At 52.7% G+C, this 19,112-nt stretch carries 17 protein-coding genes and 1 pseudogene; 10 read left to right on the forward strand and 8 right to left on the reverse strand.

Features of this window, described 5'->3' with window-relative positions; genetic code table 11:
• Positions 1–138: 138 nt before the first annotated feature.
• The 3 genes from JMJ16_RS46740 to JMJ16_RS46750 all read left to right on the forward strand — a co-directional run bounded on the left by JMJ16_RS46740 (position 139) and on the right by JMJ16_RS46750 (position 2,181).
• Complete coding sequence (locus JMJ16_RS46740; RefSeq protein ID WP_236602028.1) at positions 139–1,077, forward strand: hypothetical protein; 939 nt, start codon at positions 139–141, stop codon at positions 1,075–1,077.
• Between the two features lie 231 nt (positions 1,078–1,308).
• Entirely contained in the window at positions 1,309–1,809 is a 501-nt protein-coding gene (locus tag JMJ16_RS46745; protein ID WP_201392816.1) for a hypothetical protein, read from the forward strand.
• A 117-nt stretch (positions 1,810–1,926) separates the two neighbouring features.
• Positions 1,927–2,181 carry a DUF2277 domain-containing protein gene (locus tag JMJ16_RS46750; RefSeq protein WP_201392818.1) on the forward strand — a complete coding sequence of 85 codons (255 nt, stop codon included), beginning with the start codon at positions 1,927–1,929 and terminating at the stop codon, positions 2,179–2,181.
• A 132-nt stretch (positions 2,182–2,313) separates the two neighbouring features.
• On the opposite strand, the gene JMJ16_RS46755 is transcribed toward JMJ16_RS46750, so the two are convergent.
• The 3 genes from JMJ16_RS46755 to JMJ16_RS46765 all read right to left on the reverse strand — a co-directional run bounded on the left by JMJ16_RS46755 (position 2,314) and on the right by JMJ16_RS46765 (position 4,897).
• On the reverse strand, positions 2,314–2,736 hold the full coding sequence (locus JMJ16_RS46755; RefSeq protein WP_201392821.1) for a RidA family protein: 423 nt from the start codon (positions 2,734–2,736) through the stop codon (positions 2,314–2,316).
• A 62-nt stretch (positions 2,737–2,798) separates the two neighbouring features.
• Positions 2,799–3,722, reverse strand: coding sequence for a PhzF family phenazine biosynthesis protein (locus JMJ16_RS46760; protein ID WP_201392823.1), 924 nt, complete (start codon positions 3,720–3,722; stop codon positions 2,799–2,801).
• The gene (locus JMJ16_RS46765) at positions 3,692–4,897 is read right to left on the reverse strand and encodes an MFS transporter (RefSeq protein ID WP_201392825.1); all 1,206 of its coding nucleotides are present in this window, start codon (positions 4,895–4,897) and stop codon (positions 3,692–3,694) included. The genes JMJ16_RS46760 and JMJ16_RS46765 overlap by 31 nt, the downstream gene beginning before the upstream one ends.
• 115 nt (positions 4,898–5,012) lie before the next feature.
• On the opposite strand from JMJ16_RS46765, the gene JMJ16_RS46770 reads away from it, so the two are divergent.
• Positions 5,013–5,228 (forward strand): GntR family transcriptional regulator, encoded by a 216-nt coding sequence (locus JMJ16_RS46770; protein WP_201392827.1) that lies wholly within the window; start codon positions 5,013–5,015, stop codon positions 5,226–5,228.
• Positions 5,229–5,284: 56 nt separating this feature from the next.
• On the opposite strand, the gene JMJ16_RS56285 is transcribed toward JMJ16_RS46770, so the two are convergent.
• The 4 genes from JMJ16_RS56285 to JMJ16_RS46785 all read right to left on the reverse strand — a co-directional run bounded on the left by JMJ16_RS56285 (position 5,285) and on the right by JMJ16_RS46785 (position 11,181).
• Positions 5,285–5,416: a hypothetical protein gene (locus tag JMJ16_RS56285; protein WP_255553315.1), complete on the reverse strand. Its 132-nt coding sequence runs from the start codon at positions 5,414–5,416 to the stop codon at positions 5,285–5,287.
• 90 nt (positions 5,417–5,506) lie between these two features.
• Entirely contained in the window at positions 5,507–7,462 is a 1,956-nt protein-coding gene (locus tag JMJ16_RS46775; RefSeq protein ID WP_201392829.1) for a serine/threonine-protein kinase, read from the reverse strand.
• Between the two features lie 325 nt (positions 7,463–7,787).
• Positions 7,788–9,740 carry a glycoside hydrolase family 30 beta sandwich domain-containing protein gene (locus JMJ16_RS46780; protein WP_201392831.1) on the reverse strand — a complete coding sequence of 651 codons (1,953 nt, stop codon included), beginning with the start codon at positions 9,738–9,740 and terminating at the stop codon, positions 7,788–7,790.
• Positions 9,741–10,107: 367 nt separating this feature from the next.
• Positions 10,108–11,181 carry an LLM class flavin-dependent oxidoreductase gene (locus JMJ16_RS46785; RefSeq protein WP_201392833.1) on the reverse strand — a complete coding sequence of 358 codons (1,074 nt, stop codon included), beginning with the start codon at positions 11,179–11,181 and terminating at the stop codon, positions 10,108–10,110.
• A gap of 310 nt (positions 11,182–11,491) precedes the next feature.
• Between JMJ16_RS46785 and JMJ16_RS46795 the strand changes: the two are divergent.
• From JMJ16_RS46795 to hflX, 6 genes and pseudogenes are all read left to right on the forward strand, one after another.
• A pseudogene (locus JMJ16_RS46795) lies at positions 11,492–12,654 on the forward strand (glycoside hydrolase family 172 protein).
• A gap of 336 nt (positions 12,655–12,990) precedes the next feature.
• Positions 12,991–14,163, forward strand: coding sequence for a TQO small subunit DoxD (locus JMJ16_RS46800; protein ID WP_201392839.1), 1,173 nt, complete (start codon positions 12,991–12,993; stop codon positions 14,161–14,163).
• 307 nt (positions 14,164–14,470) lie between these two features.
• A complete protein-coding gene (locus JMJ16_RS46805; protein WP_201392841.1) occupies positions 14,471–15,754 on the forward strand; it encodes a HAMP domain-containing sensor histidine kinase in 1,284 nt (427 codons plus the stop codon).
• 91 nt (positions 15,755–15,845) lie between these two features.
• A complete protein-coding gene (locus JMJ16_RS46810; RefSeq protein ID WP_201392843.1) occupies positions 15,846–16,166 on the forward strand; it encodes a MazG nucleotide pyrophosphohydrolase domain-containing protein in 321 nt (106 codons plus the stop codon).
• Positions 16,167–16,329: 163 nt separating this feature from the next.
• The gene (locus JMJ16_RS56290; RefSeq protein WP_255553316.1) at positions 16,330–16,824 is read left to right on the forward strand and encodes a hypothetical protein; all 495 of its coding nucleotides are present in this window, start codon (positions 16,330–16,332) and stop codon (positions 16,822–16,824) included.
• A 26-nt stretch (positions 16,825–16,850) separates the two neighbouring features.
• Positions 16,851–17,645: a GTPase HflX gene (gene hflX / locus JMJ16_RS46815; RefSeq protein WP_255553317.1), complete on the forward strand. Its 795-nt coding sequence runs from the start codon at positions 16,851–16,853 to the stop codon at positions 17,643–17,645.
• A gap of 81 nt (positions 17,646–17,726) precedes the next feature.
• Here hflX and JMJ16_RS46820 read toward each other — a convergent pair whose 3' ends face one another.
• The gene (locus tag JMJ16_RS46820) at positions 17,727–18,875 is read right to left on the reverse strand and encodes an RNA polymerase sigma factor RpoD/SigA (RefSeq protein ID WP_201392845.1); all 1,149 of its coding nucleotides are present in this window, start codon (positions 18,873–18,875) and stop codon (positions 17,727–17,729) included.
• Positions 18,876–19,112: the final 237 nt, after the last annotated feature.

A 19,112-nucleotide genomic window follows, 5' to 3' on the forward strand; every position in this document is an offset into this window, starting at 1 on the left:
CCAGAAGAAGTAATTAGCTTTCCGATAAAAAAGAGCAACCGTGGCGTTTACTTTTCATACAACAATCCCTTGTAGAAAATCACAGACGCTGGATTTTTCCGTGGCCGGTATCATTCACGCCTGTATAGAAAGGCATCTATGCAAGATAAGCATCATGTACCTGACCCATCTCGATCAATGGGAGAGAGAAAGCAGCCGATTTCTCTCGTGGCTCAGCTTTTGCAAGCAACGATTACCATGCATCACGTAGATGAAGTGTTGCTCTGGTTGTCGGACAAGATTGGACAATATTTGGGCATACCTGTTGTCCAGTTCTGGACAATGCAATTGGATCGTAGTGGAGAGTTGCATGCTGAGACGCGTGCGAGCGCGAGCCAGCTCCCATCTTTACCGCAACAGGCGACAATAAATCAGTATATAGTATCTGTGGTGGATCGTCTCTTGCTGGAGCAACATGGTATAGCATCTCTCCCTGTTGCAGATGTTTTCTCTCCTGTACTGGCCTCCTTCTTGACCCGCTATGGCTTACAATATTGGGCTGGATATTTTTTGCAGCATGAGATGCTGCTCCCTCCCGCGAGGAGAGAGCCGGAGGGAAAGCAGAGTCCCACGCCTCTGACCATAATTGTCTCATTCTTCTCACAAGCTCCCCTCTCAAAAGAGCAGGAGCGCGCCATCGCCTTTATTTTAGAGCAGGCCTTGCGTATTTTGATCAATCGCCGCTTTCTTGCCGCTCCTGATGCTCTCTTGTCGCCAACTCTCGATAAGCTGTCAAGGAAGTTTTTTTCAGGCCTGACGCTCGCAGATATTGTGCCACGACGCGCGCAAGACCTGGAGGCGTTTCAGGCGGATAACCCATTCGCGAATGCAGCGATTCTTGAGGACAAAAACGCCAGGCGTCTCTATGCGGCAATTGATGGGCGCAAGACCATGGCCGATCTCATGAAAGGCCTCGCTTTTGGACCACAAGAGGGTGCTGAGGCATTTCGTTATTTACTCCATCAGCAGAAAATTCAGCTCTCTACGCTGGACGAAAAGCCTCTCGAGGGGATTTCCACTATTGATTCGCTGTTCTAGAGACGCGAACTCCGATCTTATGCCGAAACCCAACCCCCATTCGGGGACAAGCGCGCTCAGGGTTTTCGGAGAAGTAGTACATATTAATCAGGGGGAAGTAGTTTTATGATCAGTCAAATTGCAAATTTGATGTCTATTCCAATTGGCACTGTCTGTCTCATTATTTCTCTGAGAGCTTTTTATGTCTACAGGCTGTCTCGTAGTGATATGCTCTTTGTGTTGGGGCTTGCCATGGCCTCTATTTCTTTAGGTACATTTGTCGGTACTGTTGGCGAGGCGCATATTGGAGGCAACACATTCGCGACGGATTGGGCGAGGTCGTTTGGTGCATGTGGTGGGGGCCTCTTTATCTTTCTAAGTTCTCTGGTGAAGTCTCATGACCAGATGCAGCAGCTCAAACGTTGGCAGGTAGTTGAGATGGCGCTCTTCCTTATTGTGATACTTTTAACGCCATTCTACCCGCCGGTTCCCGGACCCCAGGTATCCCTGGCGCTCAATGCCTGCCGCATGATTATCTATACCTGCGCCTTCGTCCGGTATGCCACACTTTATGTGTCAAAATCTACCCGTTTTAGCTTGATCATGAGCCTTGGTTTTCTGGTGTTGGTGATTGGCTATGCATTCAACATACCGGGCATACTTCAATCAAAGCTCGCCTTTATGACGATTATCGCGGCATCGGTGCGTATCATTGCGTATGTGACTCTCTTAACAGCCTATTCTATAGGATGAGTGAAAAGAAAGAAAAAGGGGCTGGGGAAACCCCCTAGACCCCCTTTTCCGATTTGGCTGCTGTTGGTGAGAATACCTATGTAGTAGAGAATTGATCTGGGAAACGAGGGGAGACATATGTGTAGAAATATCAAGGCGCTCTTTAACTTTGAGCCGCCGGCGACTGAAGAAGAAATTCGCCAGGCGGCTTTACAATTTGTGCGCAAGGTTAGCGGTTATAATAAGCCATCGCAGGCCAATGAAGCCGCCTTCAATGCCGCCGTTGCTGAGATAGCAGTCATCACCAGTACGCTCCTTGATTCTTTGGAGACGCACGCTTCACCAAAGAATCGCGAGGAAGAGGCCGCCAAAGCGCGCGCGCGCCGTGCATAACCAATATTGGCGAGCGGAGGAAGTCCAGGTTTGCTTGAACACTCGAGGAAAGCCCAGGATACGGATAAAAATCTATCACTATGAGTGGTTTTTATCGTATCCTGGGCTTTCCTCCGTCAGGCTCCCTCAAGGCTACAAAGATGGTCTTTCGCTTCCATCAGAGGTATTTTCATCTTCCACCTTCGCGATACATTCAACTTCTACCAGCGCACTGAGCGGAAGCGCTTTGACCGCAATGGTCGAGCGTGCGGGATAAGGGGGATCGAAATAGCGGGCATACACGGCGTTCATGGCGGCAAAATCATCTATATTTGTGAGAAACACCGTCACCTTGACGATATGGCTCAAATCGCAATTGACTGTCCTCAGGACCGCTCTGAGGTTCTCGAAGATTTGCGTCGTCTGTTCCGCAATGTCGTTTCCAATTGGTGTGCCAGTGTGCGACCTCTGTCCAGTCTGCCCAGAAATGTACAGCAAGTCGCCAGTCCTGACGACATGAGAAAATGGACCAACGGGCGCTTCGATTTCTGGGCTGTTCAATCCTTCACGATTCATTATGTTCTCCGTTTCTCTGAATGTATCTCCCCTTTGAGAAAGAGCATCTGTGAGCAGAGCTATCAGTTTCTGTTCACAGATTCGCCAGGGAGGGAAAGCAGCCTTCCCTGCGCGACAAGCGAGACATCGCCGCCTACCAGTACCGCCTGGATAGCGTCACGCTGTCCCTTAATACGAATGAGCATCTGGCTGGGTCTGCCGGTGAAACGTCCCTGGTGGAGCAGGAAATCCTGGTCTGATTGGACAAGGCCATGCTTTACCAGGTACGCACCAACTGTTCCGGCGGCGCTCCCTGTCGCGACATCCTCAAGTCGCCCATCGTTATTCCAGTGCCGGCCTTCCAGGGTTGGAACGTCGAGCACATAGGCGAACTGCGCGCCTGCCTTTGCCAGGAGCTCTTCAAAGGCGGGATGCACGATCCGAGCATGCGCCAGTCCCTGTCTGATAGGCACGATCAGATAGCGCAGCCCAGTGCTGATGACCTCCAGGGGGAGCTCAGCAGCAAGATTAGCTGGTGTCAGGTTCAGCGCCGTGAGCAGTTCGCCAGCCAGCCCCTGCTCTACCTCGCCGAAAAATGTTGGTTGACCCTGATCGAGGAGCGCGTGATAATGGTTTCCATCTTGCCTCGTCGTCACCTGTACGGTCTTTTGCGGGAGAATGAAATTCCAGGTGCGGGATTCCTCCGCGCTGTTCAGCTCATGCAGAACGCTAGCCGCACCTAAGAGCGGATGACCCGCGAACTCAAGCTCTTCCTGCAGATCAAAAACGTGCGCTTTGACCGTTGAAGCAGAAGGCGTCTCACAGAGAAAGATTGACTCAAAATGGTGCATCTCCTGAGTAATACGCTGCATTTGCTCGCGGTTCAATCCTTCGCTGGCTGGAAAGACAGTCAGACTGTTGCCCGTAAATGAGCGGGCGCTGAAGACATCAACGTGATAGTAAGCGAGGAATGGGGTCATTGTGAGACGGACATGCTGGCCGGACATGGTTCTTCCTTTCTTTTCGACTCTTTTTGCTGAGCTTTGTTCATTAGGTGCGAACTCCAGAACAGGACGCCCAGCGCAAGAAATTGACAGATGCCGCCGACCCAACCGAGTGCAGTGAGAGAGGTGAAATGAATAAGCAATCCGCCCAGTGCTGACCCGCCCGCGCTACTGAGGTAGATCACCGAGCTGTTGAGCGAGAGAATCACGCCAGGTATTTCTGTGGTCAGTGCCAGCAGACGATGCTGCTGAGGAGGGATAGTCATGGAGTCAAAAACTCCCCAGATGAGGATGAGCACGGCTGCTCCGGCGAACGAAGTGGCGACATAAGGGAATGCGCAGAGGATCAGTCCCAGGGCGAGCGAGGCCAGGACCAGCGTACGCATTGCTCCCCAACGGTCCGTGCTATATCCTGCCAGGGCATTTCCCACGATCCCCGCCAGGCCGAAGAGCAGGAACATTTTGCTGATTCCGACTCCGTCCAGGTGGGTGACTTGCTGCAAGAAAGAGCTGAGATAGGTGTAGATGATAAAGTACCCCAGGACCCACGGAGCGGTGTTCAACAAGGTTACCAGCAACACAGGTCGGCGTAAGAGAGTCAGGCGGGTGCGCAGCCCAATTTTGGGCGGATTGGCAATGGCAGGGAAGAGCACGAGAATGCCAAGAAAGGCCAGTCCACTCAGGCAAGCAATGAACGCAAAGGTCATGTGCCAGCCCCACGTAGAACTAATAAAGATGCCCAGCGGTACCCCCAGGACCATCGCCAGTGTCAACCCTGCCATCGCCAGCGCTAGGGCCCGCCCGCGCTTTTCCTCAGGCGCGAGAGAGGCGGCAACTGAGGATGCGGTGGGGGTATAGAGAGCCGCACCTATGGCCGAGAGCATGCGCGTGACGAATAAGACAGCCAGGTTGGGGATAGCCGTAGCCAGCAGGTTCATCATGACCACCAGCAGGAGGCCAAATAACAATAAACGCTTGCGCGCGATATTGCCAGCTACAGCAGCCAGCACAGGCGCTCCCAGCGCATAGGTCAACGCGAAAACGGTTTCCAGTTGACCAACCAGGTCAATCGGCACGTGGAGCTCATGAGCGATCTCAGGTAAAATGCCGACCACCACAAAACCATTTGTTCCGAGCGCAAAACCACCGATAGCCAGCACCAGAATACGAAACCACATCTGTTTTTCCTTTTTTTCTTGCGTATTTGCGGACTTGACAGGTTCGCTTGCTATCCACTATAAAAGAATGTGGTTTGAAAAAATAGATCCAATTGAAGAAAGATTGGTATGAAAAATGGAGATTCAGCAGATTGTCCATCTCCTTGGGCCCTGGTCAACAGGCAAAGGGCCATTATATCGCCGTTTGGCGGCTGCCCTTCAGAGGCTGATCCAGCGTGGGGATGTTGCTCCAGGAACACGGCTTCCAGCCGAGCGCTTGTTGGCGACAGCGTGGGGTATCAGTCGTAGCACCGTCATCGCGGCGTATCAACTCCTGGAGCAAGAGCAGTAGCTTGAACGAAAGCCTGGTAGTGGTTCCTGGGTGCGTTCGCACCCCTTTGGGCGCACCTACGCCTCGCCGCTTCCAACAGATGTGTGGAAAGCCCCTGGCACCTCTCCCAGACGCAGGAGCGCGAGCTCATCGATTTTTCTGTTGGCGCGCCTGGAGAACTGGCGGAGATGCCGGCTCCCCTCTTCCATCTCACAGCTTCTGAGCGTTTCCAGATGGAGACTCGGGTGAAATTCAGACTGCTCCTAGCAAATGGCACCATCCAGGTATGGGTCGTGCCATCAGGGCGCGATCCATACCTGGATGGTGCCATCACTTCCACCAGAGGCGATGTGCTTGCCACTGGGCGACCAGGCCAGGACCTGTGTGGGGGACGCATGGGAAAAGGTGAAGAGCCTGAGGTTTGTCCTGGTATCCCACACCTCGACTTTTGCGTCCTTACCGCCATAGGCGAAACGTGCCCCATTGGGCGACCAGGCTACGACGGAGATGGGAGCGGCATAGCGATAGCTGAGCACCTCCCGGTTGGTTGCCGTGTCCCACATCTGTACCATCCCATCGTCTCTGCCGCAACCAACACGTGAGCTATTGAGGATACTCGCTGAAAAACTTGATCCAAGAGACAAAGATGAATAGACCCTTGGCGACCAGTCAACGCTTGTAACCCTTGCTGGATACCCTTGATGGCGCGTAATGTTTGTTCCCGTGAAGGCGTCCCAGATCTGTATCGAACGATCATCGCCACCGGAGACAATGCGGTAATCGCGTCCAGGGGCCGCCGAAGCCTCATCGGGGAACCAGGCCAGCATATTGACACTGCCAGCGTGTCCTTGATAGATGGTAATGAGTCGACCCGTCATCGCATCCCACACATGTACTTTGCCGTCACTTGCGGCGGACGCGAGAAAGAATTGCCCAGGCGACCAGGCAATGGCATTGACGGTGTTCCCCAGATGTCCACGGTAGGAGGCGACCAGGCGATTAGTGGCGAAATCCCAGACCTGGATGTGTGCATTAGCCCCAACCATGGCAATGCGCGTACCATCAGGCGACCAGGCCACGAGATCGATGATATTGGATTGATCATTGTAAATATTAATCGTGGAACCTGTCATAGCATTCCAAATGTGGACTGTCTTCTCATGGCTGGCGGAAACAATACGTGTACCATCGGGTGACCACGAGAGAGAGCGTACGCCCTGGAGATGCCCGCGATAATTGCAGAGAACCGTTCCTGTAGGCTCGCCTGGTCTGGCGGGTCTCAGAGGAGGCAGGATGGAAGGAGGCGGGGGCGTCGTATTTTTTACCACGGCGGGAACGGGTTCCTCGAAAAAAGAGGGGGCTGCAACTGCCTGGCTCGTGCCGCCCTCCAGACTTCCCTGCTCAGGAGCGAAAGCCCCATACTGGCTGCTAGGAGTGAGTGCCTGGTAGCGACTGGCTTGTTCCAGGGCGAGTGCAAACTCTCGTACACTGCGGAAGCGCTTCTCCGGGGCCTTCTCCAGCACCTTCATGACGACCTGCTCGACGGCAGGGGCAATGGTCGGTACCTTTTTACGCAATGGGGGTGGCAGGGCAAGAAGGTGCTGTGAGAGCACTTCTGTTGGCGAACCATTGAATGGGCGTTCGCCGGTGATCCACTCGTACGTGATGATGCCCAAAGCATATTGATCACTGGCTGTTTGTGGCTTCCCTTGTAGTTGTTCCGGCGCCATGTATACCAGGGTTCCTGCCACATCCTCTACATTTCCGTCTTTAAATGTCTTTATCATCATCGCGATACCAAAGTCGCTCAGAAGGATTTCATTGCGTCTCCCCAGCAGCATATTCTCTGGTTTTACATCGCGGTGAATTAACTTTTCATCGTGAGCATATTGTAAGGCTTCGGCTATCTGTTTCACATAAGAAACCACAGTTGGCAGTGGGAGGGGGCTGCCGCTGGCGTGACGTTGACGAAGTGTGCCATTGGGCGCGTATTCCATGACGAGGAAGGGAGTATTGCCTTCTATACCAAAGTCCAGGACGCGCACGATATTTGGATGCACCAGGCGCGCGATGGTGCGAGCCTCGGTGCGGAACCAGTCGACCGGGTCGCTTGTCAGTTGCGTATCGAGCACTTTGATTGCGGCCTGTGTGCCGAGATAGATGTGCTCTCCTAGATAAACCTGGGCAAATGCTCCATCTCCTACAAGACGTGTGAGTTGGTAATTGCCGAGCTGCTGCCCAATATAATCAGTCATGCTACATGCGCTCCCTGGAAATATCTATAGCCCCTATTGCTCTTTACTGCCAAATGTAGCATATCATAAAGCGCGCCAAAATAAAATGCTCGCTCCTTTGTTATTTTAAGGTTGCTCCTCGACTTGCTGATAGGGTAAGGTAACAGAAAAGGTCGAGCCTTCTCCTTTACCAAATCTTGAATATGGAGGAGGACATGCGTCTACATATGATGATCGTTATATGTAGACGCATGCCCTGAGCCCTTTATGGGGATTTAGCAGCGTGGAATCACGCCGTTTTCTGTCTCCCTTTTCTCAAGAGAGTTGGATAGAGCGGGTGCATATTTTATTCCTCTTCCTCATGCCACGTAAAGGTGACAGCCGCGCCAGCGGGCAGTGTATACGAAAAGTTTTTGTGACCTACTTGTACCCGGAAGGTTGTTGCTCCAGCACTACTCGCGTTATGGTTGTAGACAACCAGCACGCGTGTTCCATCCCGGTTAAGAAACGCGACGTTCTCAAGGTTACTACTGCTGGTGGTTGAGGCGATACGCCAGGCGCCAGCAGCAACAAACTTGCTGAAATGTCCCAGACCATAATAGTCAGAGTTCTTAGTCACGCTTCCATCCGCGGCAATTGAGATGACGCCCCGGCATGTACCACATGATCCAGCCGTATCCAGGTGCGGATTACCGTTGGGATCAAGTGCCAGGCCCCAGCGTACAACCGTTTTTGCACCATGGGTCGTTGAGCCAATTCCCAGTTCCATGACATCCTGAAGGGTCGCGGCGAAGGTAGGATTACTGTTATTCTCCCACTGTCCTCCCGAACACTCGGTTTCGTAGATATCTTTCTGGCCGTAGAACTGATCTTGCGCGCTCGGATCTCCACCATAGCAGTGGAATGCGATCCCATCTACGTACTTACCAGCGGGGCTATTCAGGATGGCGCTGGGATACTCTGGTGTGTCCCAGTTGTGGTCAAAGGCCAGAATTTTGGTCTGAACATGACTCTGCTGGAAGGCACTTGCCAGGTTCGTGATGAAGTCCGCTTCATTGCCAATGGTCGTGTCGTTGGCAGTCTGGCTGGTCGCGGGCAGGAGCATGGTTGGCATATAGTTGCCATTCTGTGGCTCGTTCTGTGGCGTGATCGCGTAGATTGGAATGCCCTCGCGCTCATAGGCCTTGATGAAGGCAACGAAGTACTGAGCATAGGCCTGGTAATACTTCGGGTTTAGATAGCCCTGGTTGATACTGGCGACGCCAGAGCCGCCATAGGAGAACTGGTTGAGCCCCGAACCCTGTACATTGTCATCGACGGTAGTAACGCCGCTCGCTGAGATAATATCGACGCGATCAGGGTTAATACCGTTCCAGTGCGCGCTGCTGCTCTGTTGACCAGTGACCCGAACCTTCAGTGTATGCTGGCCCGCGCTCAGGGCCGGGCTGGTGTAGACCAGTGTGTTGCCAGCATTGGTGGGCGCGTAGAAGTCAACCATCGTCTCGGAACCCCCATCGATGGAGAAGGCGCCGATGCCATGGTCTGTACCGACAACGCCATAGAACTTGATCTGTGTGCCGTTAAAGGTAATGGATACATAGTCATTGGGCGTATCATCCCAGCTATTGCTCCCATCATAGAAGCCCTGATTTCCCCCATCGCAGTTGGTGCAATGGCCCCAACTATTTCCGGGTTGCTTCATCCATGCGGGCGGCGACCAGGGGGTTGCCATAATTTTGAGCTGGGGATTAATGCGCAGGGCCTCTTTCAAGAGTGAGGTAATGTGATAGCGATCATCCTGCGCAATCGAGAAATGGCTGAGTGTGGGATCTGTCTGTCCCGTAGGCATATCATCGTAGGTGTACTCTCCCACCCAATTCTTGCTTGCATCCAGGGGCGGTGCCAGATCAGATGATCCCATTGGCTGGCGTAAATAACTTAGCCCAATACCCTGGTGGGGATCGAAGAGTGTGCGCATCACCTGCTTCTGGTCAATATTGGATTGTGAGAGAACGACTGCCGACGATGCAGTCAGGGATGCGCCGAAACCGGTTATGCTCTGGTATTTTTGCTTTGTGTTGATGGTAATCGTAGGGGTACCGGGGTCGGCGTGATTAGAGAATGAAAGAGCTGGTTGCTCTTTGAGCAGATTGCTCTGATCAGGTGTTGTCAACCAGACACGTACATCCTGACTATCGGCGTATGCCCGCGAGGGATAACTGGCCGCGAGCGAGGCCACACTCAAAATAAACAGAACGATGATGAGTGGGGAAGCAATTTTCTGTGTCAAGCGAGACATAGCATCCTCCTTGAAGAACGTCTCCTGGGGAGTGAGAGAGAGCATCCGCGCACCTCTCGGTCATCTCTTTACTACAAAATAACATGGTTTTTACTGCCATATTGTTCTGGCGCACTACCTCCATAAAAAGAGTAATGTGTTTCGTATATAGAAAGAAAACACATCCGTTTTACTATTGCGTTTATGGGAGGGTAGCTGAATAAATGTATTTTATCACCATGAATAGTATATTTCCATTTATGAATAAAGAAGGTCGGCCTGTTACTTAACGTTTCGCGTCTGCGGCGCTCAAATACATAGGGAGTGTAGGCGTGTATGGCGGGCAGATGCCCGCCATACACGCCTACACTCCCTATGTATTGATAGCTTATGGATGGGTATCGACCAGGGGCAAGGCCGGGGTGGAGGGAGAGCCAGTCTCGCGCCGGATGACAGGGGCGACTTTGGTGCCGAAGAGCTCGATGGCATGCAGGATCTGGCGATGAGGCATCGCGCCAACGCTCGCCTGCATAAGGAAGCGATGGTGTCCAAAGATCGCATGCTGTGCGAGGATCTTGTCGATGACTTCCTCTGGGCTGCCAACCACCAGGGCACCTCGCGGCGAGCAGGCCGAGTCGTATTCCCTCCGACCCATCCTGGGCCAGCGGCGCTCCACTGCCAGCTTGTTCATCATGGGGATATAGTATTGGGAGTGCTCATCTCTCGCCGCTTGCGAGGTATCGGCAATATAGCCATGCGAGTTGATGCCTACGGGCAAGGTGCTTGCGTCGTGTCCAGCGCGCCGGGCTGCATCACGGTAGAGCTTGATGAGTGGTGCGAAACGTGCTGGTTCTCCTCCGATGATTGCCAGCGCCAGAGGCAGACCAAGAGTTCCCGCGCGTACCACTGAGGCAGGAGTGCCACCAACGGCGACCCAGACCGGCAGAGGCTCTTGCAGAGGGCGTGGGTAGACGCCGAGTCCATCCAGGGCGGGACGGTGCTTTCCAGTCCAGGTGACATGCTCTTCCTGACGGAGGCGGAGCAGGAGATCAAGCTTCTCAGCAAAGAGCTCCTCGTAGTCATCGAGGTCATAGCCGAAGAGCGGGAACGATTCAATGAAAGAGCCGCGACCAGCCATGATCTCCGCGCGCCCACCTGAGAGCAGATCGAGCGTCGCAAAGCTCTGGAATACGCGAACAGGATCATCTGAACTCAAGACTGTGACTGCGCTCGTCAGGCGAATCTTCTTTGTACGCTCAGCGGCGGTAGCCAGCACAACCGCAGGCGTCGAGACAGCGTATTCAGGGCGGTGGTGCTCGCCAACTCCGAATACGTCGAGTCCAAGCTGATCGGCCAGCTCAATCTCCTCAATAAGGTTGCGTAGGCGTTGTGCCGGGCTTATCTTCTCCTCTGTTTGGGAGGTCGACGCAATATCGGCGAATGTATAGAAACCTAGTTCCATCAGAGCTCCTTGTGGGGCGATGCGTAGCGGAAATGCGCATAGTCCAGAATCTGTTAGCAGCATGCAGCCAGGTGAGTAGCATTTTCTTCTTTGCTAACTATTTGTTTGTTACTTACTAATAATATTGTATACCCAAAGGATCGTTGCGTCAAGCCTGTTTGGCTGTAGTATCTGCGGCGCTCAGGGTAGTGAGCTGAGACATTAAAAGGACTCTGGCCTTGTATATGTTAGTGTCTATGGTTTATTTGTATCGTTGTATGTGAGCATGCGATACTTGTCTGTAGACACATCAAAGGAAGGAAGTAGAGATATGACAGATCATATTCAGTTTAATGGGCTTGGTATGGGGCTAGGTAATCTTTCCCGGCTCTCCAAAGCCAAAACGCGCTCAATCAGCGCTGAGAACTTCACTGGAGAGAAGGGCAAGGGGGGAATGGCGACCGAGGGAACGGGAGCTGCCAGCGCGCGTGATCTGGGTCAGGGATGGAAGATCTCACCCTCAATTGCTATCCCGTCACGGAGCAGCGTGACGCTGGCTGAGATTGAGGGCCAGGAGCCATCCAGCATATGTGGATGACAACCTTTCTGGGGAACTGGCGTAGCCTGGTCTTGCGCGCTTATTGGGATGGCGAGGAGAATCCCTCTATCGAGACTCCTTATGGCGACTTCTTTGCCAGTGGTTGGTGCGAACCTTGCCAGATTAACTCGCTGCCTCTCGCGGTAAACTCTTCGGGAGGCATGAACTCCTACTGGGAGATGCCTTTTCGTGCGTCAGCGCGGATTACGCTTGAGAACCTGAGTGAAAGGGAGGTCGTTCTCTACTACCAGATCACTTATACCCTGACTGAGGTTCCTGAGGATGCAGCCTATTTTCATGCGCAATGGCGGAGAAGCAATCCTCTACCTTATAAGGAAGTGCATACGTTACTGGACAACGTTCGAGGAATGGGTCACTATGTTGGTACCTATATTGCCTGGCAGAGCAATAATGCTGGCTGGTGGGGTGAAGGGGAGATGAAATTTTACCTGGATGGCGATAAGGATTTTCCTACTATCTGTGGAACAGGAACGGAAGACTACTTTGGTGGGGCCTGGTGTTTCCTGCGCCCCAGAAATGACTACGTGGTCTTTGATGGAGAGACACTGGGGCGCAGCTTTTTGGAATCGAAAGTAGACGCGCGCTCGACGGAGTATGGCACATATTCTACACCTTTCCAGGGCCTGCCCCAGGTCATACAGCCAGATGGTGTCTATCGTAGTCAGCAGCGGTTTGGCATGTACCGCTGGCATATTATGGACCCTATTCGCTTTGAAGAGGATCTGCGTGTAACCATTCAGGGCTTAAGCTGGCGTCGTGGTGGGCGTTACTTGCCGCTACAGGATGATATTGCCTCAGTGGCCTACTGGTATCAAACGGAGCCGCATGTGCCTCATCCCACTCTACCTGAAAGCGACGCTCTAGAAGTCATTTAACCCGATGTGTAACTTCTGCACTTGACCCCTCGCGCCTGTGGCGCTCATCTTGGTATGAGGGGTGGTGTGTGCTGGCAGCCGCAGGCTGCCAGCACACACCGCCCCTCATACCATACCCCTGCGAAGCATTGTAGTGGCGAGAAGGCCTGAAAGGAAGCAACCAAAGAGGGCTATATGGCTTCCCTATGAGGATATTCTCATAGTATTCTCATTTTTGGCTCATATAGTTAGGGATAATTGTAGTCCCTTTTAAACAGGGCAAAAAAGCTCAGCTTGCGGAACTGTTGTTTACTCTTTTATAAGATCCTCATGTCTTAACTGATTGGAGTCTGTTTGATGAAATCGCCACATACATCATCATCTATAGCTGATAAATCTACGCTTCATATGCCTACCAGCCGGTCCGATTCCCCTGCACCATCAGGTGATAGGCCTTTACCCATTAGTGGGTGGATGCTTTTCCCTCAACGTTTGTTTCTGGGGGCGACCTTTGTGTATGCTGGTGTGCAAAAGCTCACGGATCCCCAGTTTTTTCACAAGGGGACGCCGGGTTATATTGGTAATCAAATTATCGGTTTTGCGCAGGGCTCGCCGCTGCATTTTCTCCTGGTCAAAGTGGTAGTTTCGCATGCCGTATTATTTGGCTGGGCGGTCGCTTTAGGCGAGCTGGCCATTGGCCTGGGTACGCTGGTGGGATTCTTCTTCCGTCCTGCGTCTTTCTTCGGAATAGTCTTGAGTATTCTGTTCTTATTAACGGCAAGCTGGCATGTCTATCCCTACTTTTATGGGGCGGACATCGTTTTTGCTTGGAGCTGGCTGACGCTTTTTCTTGTGGGACCTGTTGGCACGGGACTCCCCACTCTCGACGGTTGGCTGCAGCGTGTGTTTTTCCCTCAAGGTGCAACCAGGCGAGGCCTGATTATGCGTACCCTGGGTGTCTTGATTCTTGGCATGAATACCTGGCGTGCTGCAGAGCCAGAGACGGTTCGCAGAGGATCACAGCGGCGTTTTTCGGCATCGCAGCAGCAGCGTGAGAAGCGGCGTACCTTTCTGCAGGGCTTGGCTGTGGGGAGCGTAAGTATGGCTGGCCTAGCGTTTCTGGGTTCGGTGCTGCATGTTTTTGGTAGACCAGACACAACGACCACGAGTGGTGCTGCGAGTAGTAGCGGAACTGCTAGCGCGGGAAAAGCTGCTTCTGGTACGTCCATAGCCCAGGTCAAGGCGGTGCCTGTCAATAGCGCCGTGAATTTTACGATCCCAAGCACTGGTGATCCTGGTGTGCTCATTCACCTGTCAGAGGAGCAATTTGTGGCCTTCGATGCGACTTGTACGCATGCAGGTTGTGAGGTGGGTTACGATCCGGACAGCAAACTGCTGATTTGTCCATGTCATGGGGCGCAGTTTGACCCAACCCACCAGGCCGCAGTCATGCAGGGGCCTGCCCAGCTGCCGCTAACAGCTGTCAAGATCCATGTCGATGCGGTAAGCGGCGCTATTATTCTCGATTAGACTGTGCCAGGCGGATAAAATCACCTAGAAGTAAGAACCACCAAACTGGGGGATGCTTACAGCAGTGGGTATCTTAACTGCAAAGGGGAAGAGAGGATGTGCCCCTGCAACTGTTATCGATGAAGGAACGTGCTTTAAAGAGAACAAGGGACGAGTATGGATGTTCATACACGTTGTAGGCTTGGACTTCCTTCGCGTGCTTCTCTTTTCGTTTGCCGCTCACGTTCTCTGCACTCGGTTGTCTGCGAAAGCTGTCGCATGGAGAGAATGAACATTACCCTGTAGAGGAGGAGAAAGGGATACAGAAGTGAAATCTTCTTTTGACAAAGAAGAGGCGAATCAGCGTCAGGAACAGCATTTGACCGCCCTTGAAGGACTGCTGGAACTGTCAGCGACCGACGTCAAAGTGACCCTCAATCAAGCAACAACCCTCATTGCAGAAGTCCTCTCTGCTGATAAGGTGGATATCTTCTTCCATGACCCGACCAATGAGACGCTTGTGGCCCTTGGGACCAGCGATACCCCGATGGGGAGGAAACAGCGGTCCATCGGAATGGACCGCTTGCCCTTGGCCAATGGGGGACGCACCGTCGAAGTCTTTCTTACTGGCACCCCTTTCATCGCGCATCATACCGACCAGGACCCTGAGGAACTCGTGGGAGTGAAGACCGGACTCGGCGTGAAGTCGCAGATGGCGACGGTCTTTGAGGTGGAGACGCTTCGCCGAGGTGTATTGCTAGTGGTATCCAGTCGTCCCGAGTTCTTCTCAGAGCAGGACCTGCGCTTTCTGGAAGCCATTGCCCGCTGGATCGGTATTGTGATCCATCGAGCCGAACTCACCGAACGGTTGAAACACGAGGCAGTGGAGCAAGGCCGACGTCTGGCGGCTGAGGAGTTGCTCACGATCATGGCTCACGACTTACGCAATTACCTCACGCCCCTCAAAGGGCGCATTGAGCTACTGCAACGACGTGCACAGCGAGAGGAGCGCGAGCAAGATCTTCGTGACGTCAGTGCCGTGAACCACACCCTGGGACTACTTGAACGGGTGATTTCCGATCTGCTTGATGTAGCACGGCTCAATCAAGGGATCTTTGCCATCACTGTATGCTCGATGGATCTCGTGGCTCTGATAAAGGAAGTGGTTCGTGCCTTTAACTCGTCAGAAACGCCTATCCATATCCACGCGCCTGCGAAGGTCATCTTTTCTGCCGACTCGGATCGACTGCGTCAACTGCTTGAGAATGTGCTCGCCAATGCGGTGAAATACACGCCGAAACAGACTTCAATCACCGTGGAGATACACATCGAGCGACGGATGGATGGACCGTGGGTAGTCTTGACTGTCTGCAATCAAGGACCAGGTCTCCCTGCAGATCTGCAGGCGACGCTCTTTCATCCCTTCGTGGCTGGCTCGCAGTCGACCGGATTGGGTTTGGGACTCTACCTGGCAAACAAGATTGCCGCTGCCCATAATGGGACGCTGACCATTGACTCCCCAACAGGCCAAGAGGTGCAGGTTACCCTGGCCTTACCAGCGGAGGAGGATGAGCTCGTCGTGGACAATCAGGAGGGATCTGATCCGCTATAATACGAGGAGAAAGAGAGAAGCGCGACACTAGGAAATGATATTGGTACGTTTCCATACAGCGATGTAAACTATTTTTATGGAGAGTGATTTTATGGCACAATTGCCCGAAAAGCCCGCATTGAATGATCTGCAAAACTACGTTGCCGCTGTCTGCCAGGAGCGTGGCTGGACAAAGGATAGTCCCTCGGAGAAGTTTGTGTTGTTTATTGAGGAGGTTGGTGAGCTGGCCAAGGCTATGCGCAAGGTGGCTGGGTTGTACGAAGAGAAGGCAAAGCAGCGCGATGTCGACCTGGAAGAGGAGTTCGCCGATGTCCTGAGCTATATATTGGATCTGGCAAATACCTTTAATATCGACCTGGAGAAAGCTTTCCGGGCGAAGGAGCAGGTTAACGAGACCAGAGTCTGGGAGTAGAGCCTGGTAGAGCGTATAAGATGCGCCGTGGTAGCCACAGACTACCACGGCGCATCTTATACGCTCTACCAGGCTCTTTATGGAACTCCTCTCTTCTCCTTGGCGTGATGTTTCTATGATTTGTGTTGTCATAGAACTTTGATAGTAGAGAGGGAAAGAAGAGATGTCGCAACGAGAAGATACGCAAACTACAGGCGGAGGAAATGAGCGTGCGTTTCTTATAGCTGTTGATGCAGGCAATGAAGGGCAGCTCTTGAGTGTTGAAGATTCTTTGCAAGAGCTGGCAACGTTGGCGCAAACGGCTGGTGCCGAACCTGTGGGTATGATGACGCAGAAATTGGAGCATCCTGATTCGGCGACCTATATAGGAAAGGGCAAGCTTGAGGAACTCAAGGCGTTAGAGGGGCAGCTGGCATTCGATGTTGTTGTGGTTGACGATGAGCTTCGTCCAGCCCAGCAGCATAACCTGGAGGATCAATTGCGTGCCCGTGTGATTGATCGAACGGAGCTCATCCTGGATATCTTCGCGCAGCATGCACGCACACGCGAGGGCTTGCTCCAGGTCGAGCTGGCACAGTTGGCCTATCGCTTACCACGCCTGAGTGAGCATGCTATCAACTTTTCTCGTGTAGGTGGTGGAACGTTGGGGGCGCGATAGGTGTGCGTGGTCCGGGTGAAACAAAGTTGGAGATAGATCGGCGTCGTATTCGACGGCGTATGAGTGAGATCAAACGTGAAATTGAAGTGGTCCGTCAGCATCGCCAGGTGAGCCGCCAGCAGCGCGCTTCACATGCGCTTCCAGTAGTGGCCGTGATCGGTTATACCAACGCGGGGAAATCAACCCTTTTTAATGCCCTGACCGCCGCAAATGTACTCGTCGAGGATAAGCTCTTCGCGACGCTCGATCCGACGACACGCCAGCTGACGTTGCCAAACAACCAGGAGGCCTTGCTTACTGATACCGTTGGTTTCATTCAGAAATTGCCTACAGACCTGGTTGCAGCCTTCCGCGCCACGCTCGAAGAGGTGACGGATGCTGATCTCTTGCTAGAAGTCGTTGATATCAGCCATCCTAATATGCATGAGCAGCATGAGGAGGTGCTGCGTACACTCAAAGATTTGCATGCCGAGCATTTACCACGTATCACGGCGTTAAATAAAATAGACTTGCTAGGTAAAACACCGCAGATTGATACATCGTTTTTTCCCGACGCGGTAGCCATCTCAGCCTTACACCGGCAAGGATTGGATACGTTATGCGAGAAGATGTCCCAGGTGCTGGCGGTAAATATGGTGCCTATATGCGCAACTGTGCCATATAGTAAAGGTGAACTGGTAGATCTCTTCCATCGTAGGGGCCATATTGAGCATGAGCAGCATGAGGAAGAAGGGACGCTGATTGTGGGGCGCCTTCCATACAGCCTGCGTGGGCAATATCTGCCCTACCTTTGCGCGGTTCCTGCTCATGTCCATGTGTAGCGGTGCAGTCGCTCAATTTAGAGGAGAAAAGTTCGGGGTAATAAGAGAGATACTCTCGCTCCTTTCAGGAGAGCGAGAGTATCACAGAAGGAAGTCTTGTAACTGGCTATCGCAGCTCTGGCGAAGTGTCCCGAGGGCTTTTGTTTCAAGCTGGCGTACTCGCTCACGCGAGAGGTGAAGCATCTCGCCTATCTCTGCGAGAGTATGGTTTTCGCCGTCGCGAAAACCGTAGCGCAGTTCGATAATTGAACGCTCACGCTCATTGAGATGCGCGAGCATCTCTCCGATAGAGGCACTCATTTGTTGATGAGCCACTGTCTCGTCAGGTACTGCGGCATAGGGATCATCAAGCATGTCGCCCAGCGACATCTCGCTCTCGTCATCGAGAGGCGTGTCCAGGCTGAGCGTACGTTGCTGGTGTTGCAAGAGCTCACGTGTGGCCTCGATATCCATTCCCATGGCTTGCGCCAGCTCCTGAATATCGGGTTCACGCCCCAGCTCCTGGAAGAGGAGTGAACGCGTTTTGGTAAAGCGTCCCATTGTCTCTACGATATAGACTGGTAGGCGAATGGTGCGACCACGATCAGCGATTGCCCGGCTGATTGTATGGCGAATAGACCAGGTCGCATAGGTGCTAAAGCGGTAGCCAAGCGTATAGTCAAACCTGTCGACCGCAGTCATTAGACCAATGTTTCCTTCTTGAATCAGGTCTGATAGCGATAATCCACAATGCATATACCTCCTGGCGATGCTGACGACGAGGCGCAGGTTGGCCTCGATCAGGCGTGCGCGAGCCTCTTCTGCCAGGCGCATAATACGTTGACGGGGAAGCGTGTGAGCCTGCTCAGCCTGCCAGGCCTCCTGTTTTCCCTGAGCGATATATTTGGCCAGGGCTATCTCTTCCTCGATACTTAAAAGGGGAGAGCGTCCCATTTCTCCGAGGTAGAGGGTTAAGAGGTCGTCTGCGACCTCTGGTTTGCTTGCTGATTGTTCTGATGTGTGTTCCTCTATAAGAGGTGTATCTATCTGAGCTTCAACTGGAAGCTGGTTATTATCTTGTTCCTCCTCCCCCTCTTCCAAAAACCACTCTTCTGGCGAGTCATTTGTTAGCCTCTCATCCTGAGGCGTAACGGTGGAATATGAGAGAGGAGATATCTGTGCCTGCTGTGTTTGTTCTGAAACATGAGGTATCTGTTCCACACGTTCCAGAGGTGTCATGACGTGTGACATAGAATCTCCTTGAAAATCATCAAAATTATTCATGGTAAGAAGGCTTTTCGCCAGTAGAAAAGCGAATGCATAAAAAATGCAATGAATGAGCGTCCAGGGGTTCTTCTTGCTAAGACGAAGAGCCCTAAAGCTTTTAAAACTGCTGCTCAACAGCTATGATGGGGTGATGTATCTGTTAAATGCTCAGTGGTAAATTGGGGGCAAGTATGAAAACGTTCTATATACATAGTTTATTCC

The sequence above is a fragment of the Ktedonobacter sp. SOSP1-52 genome (assembly GCF_016587395.1).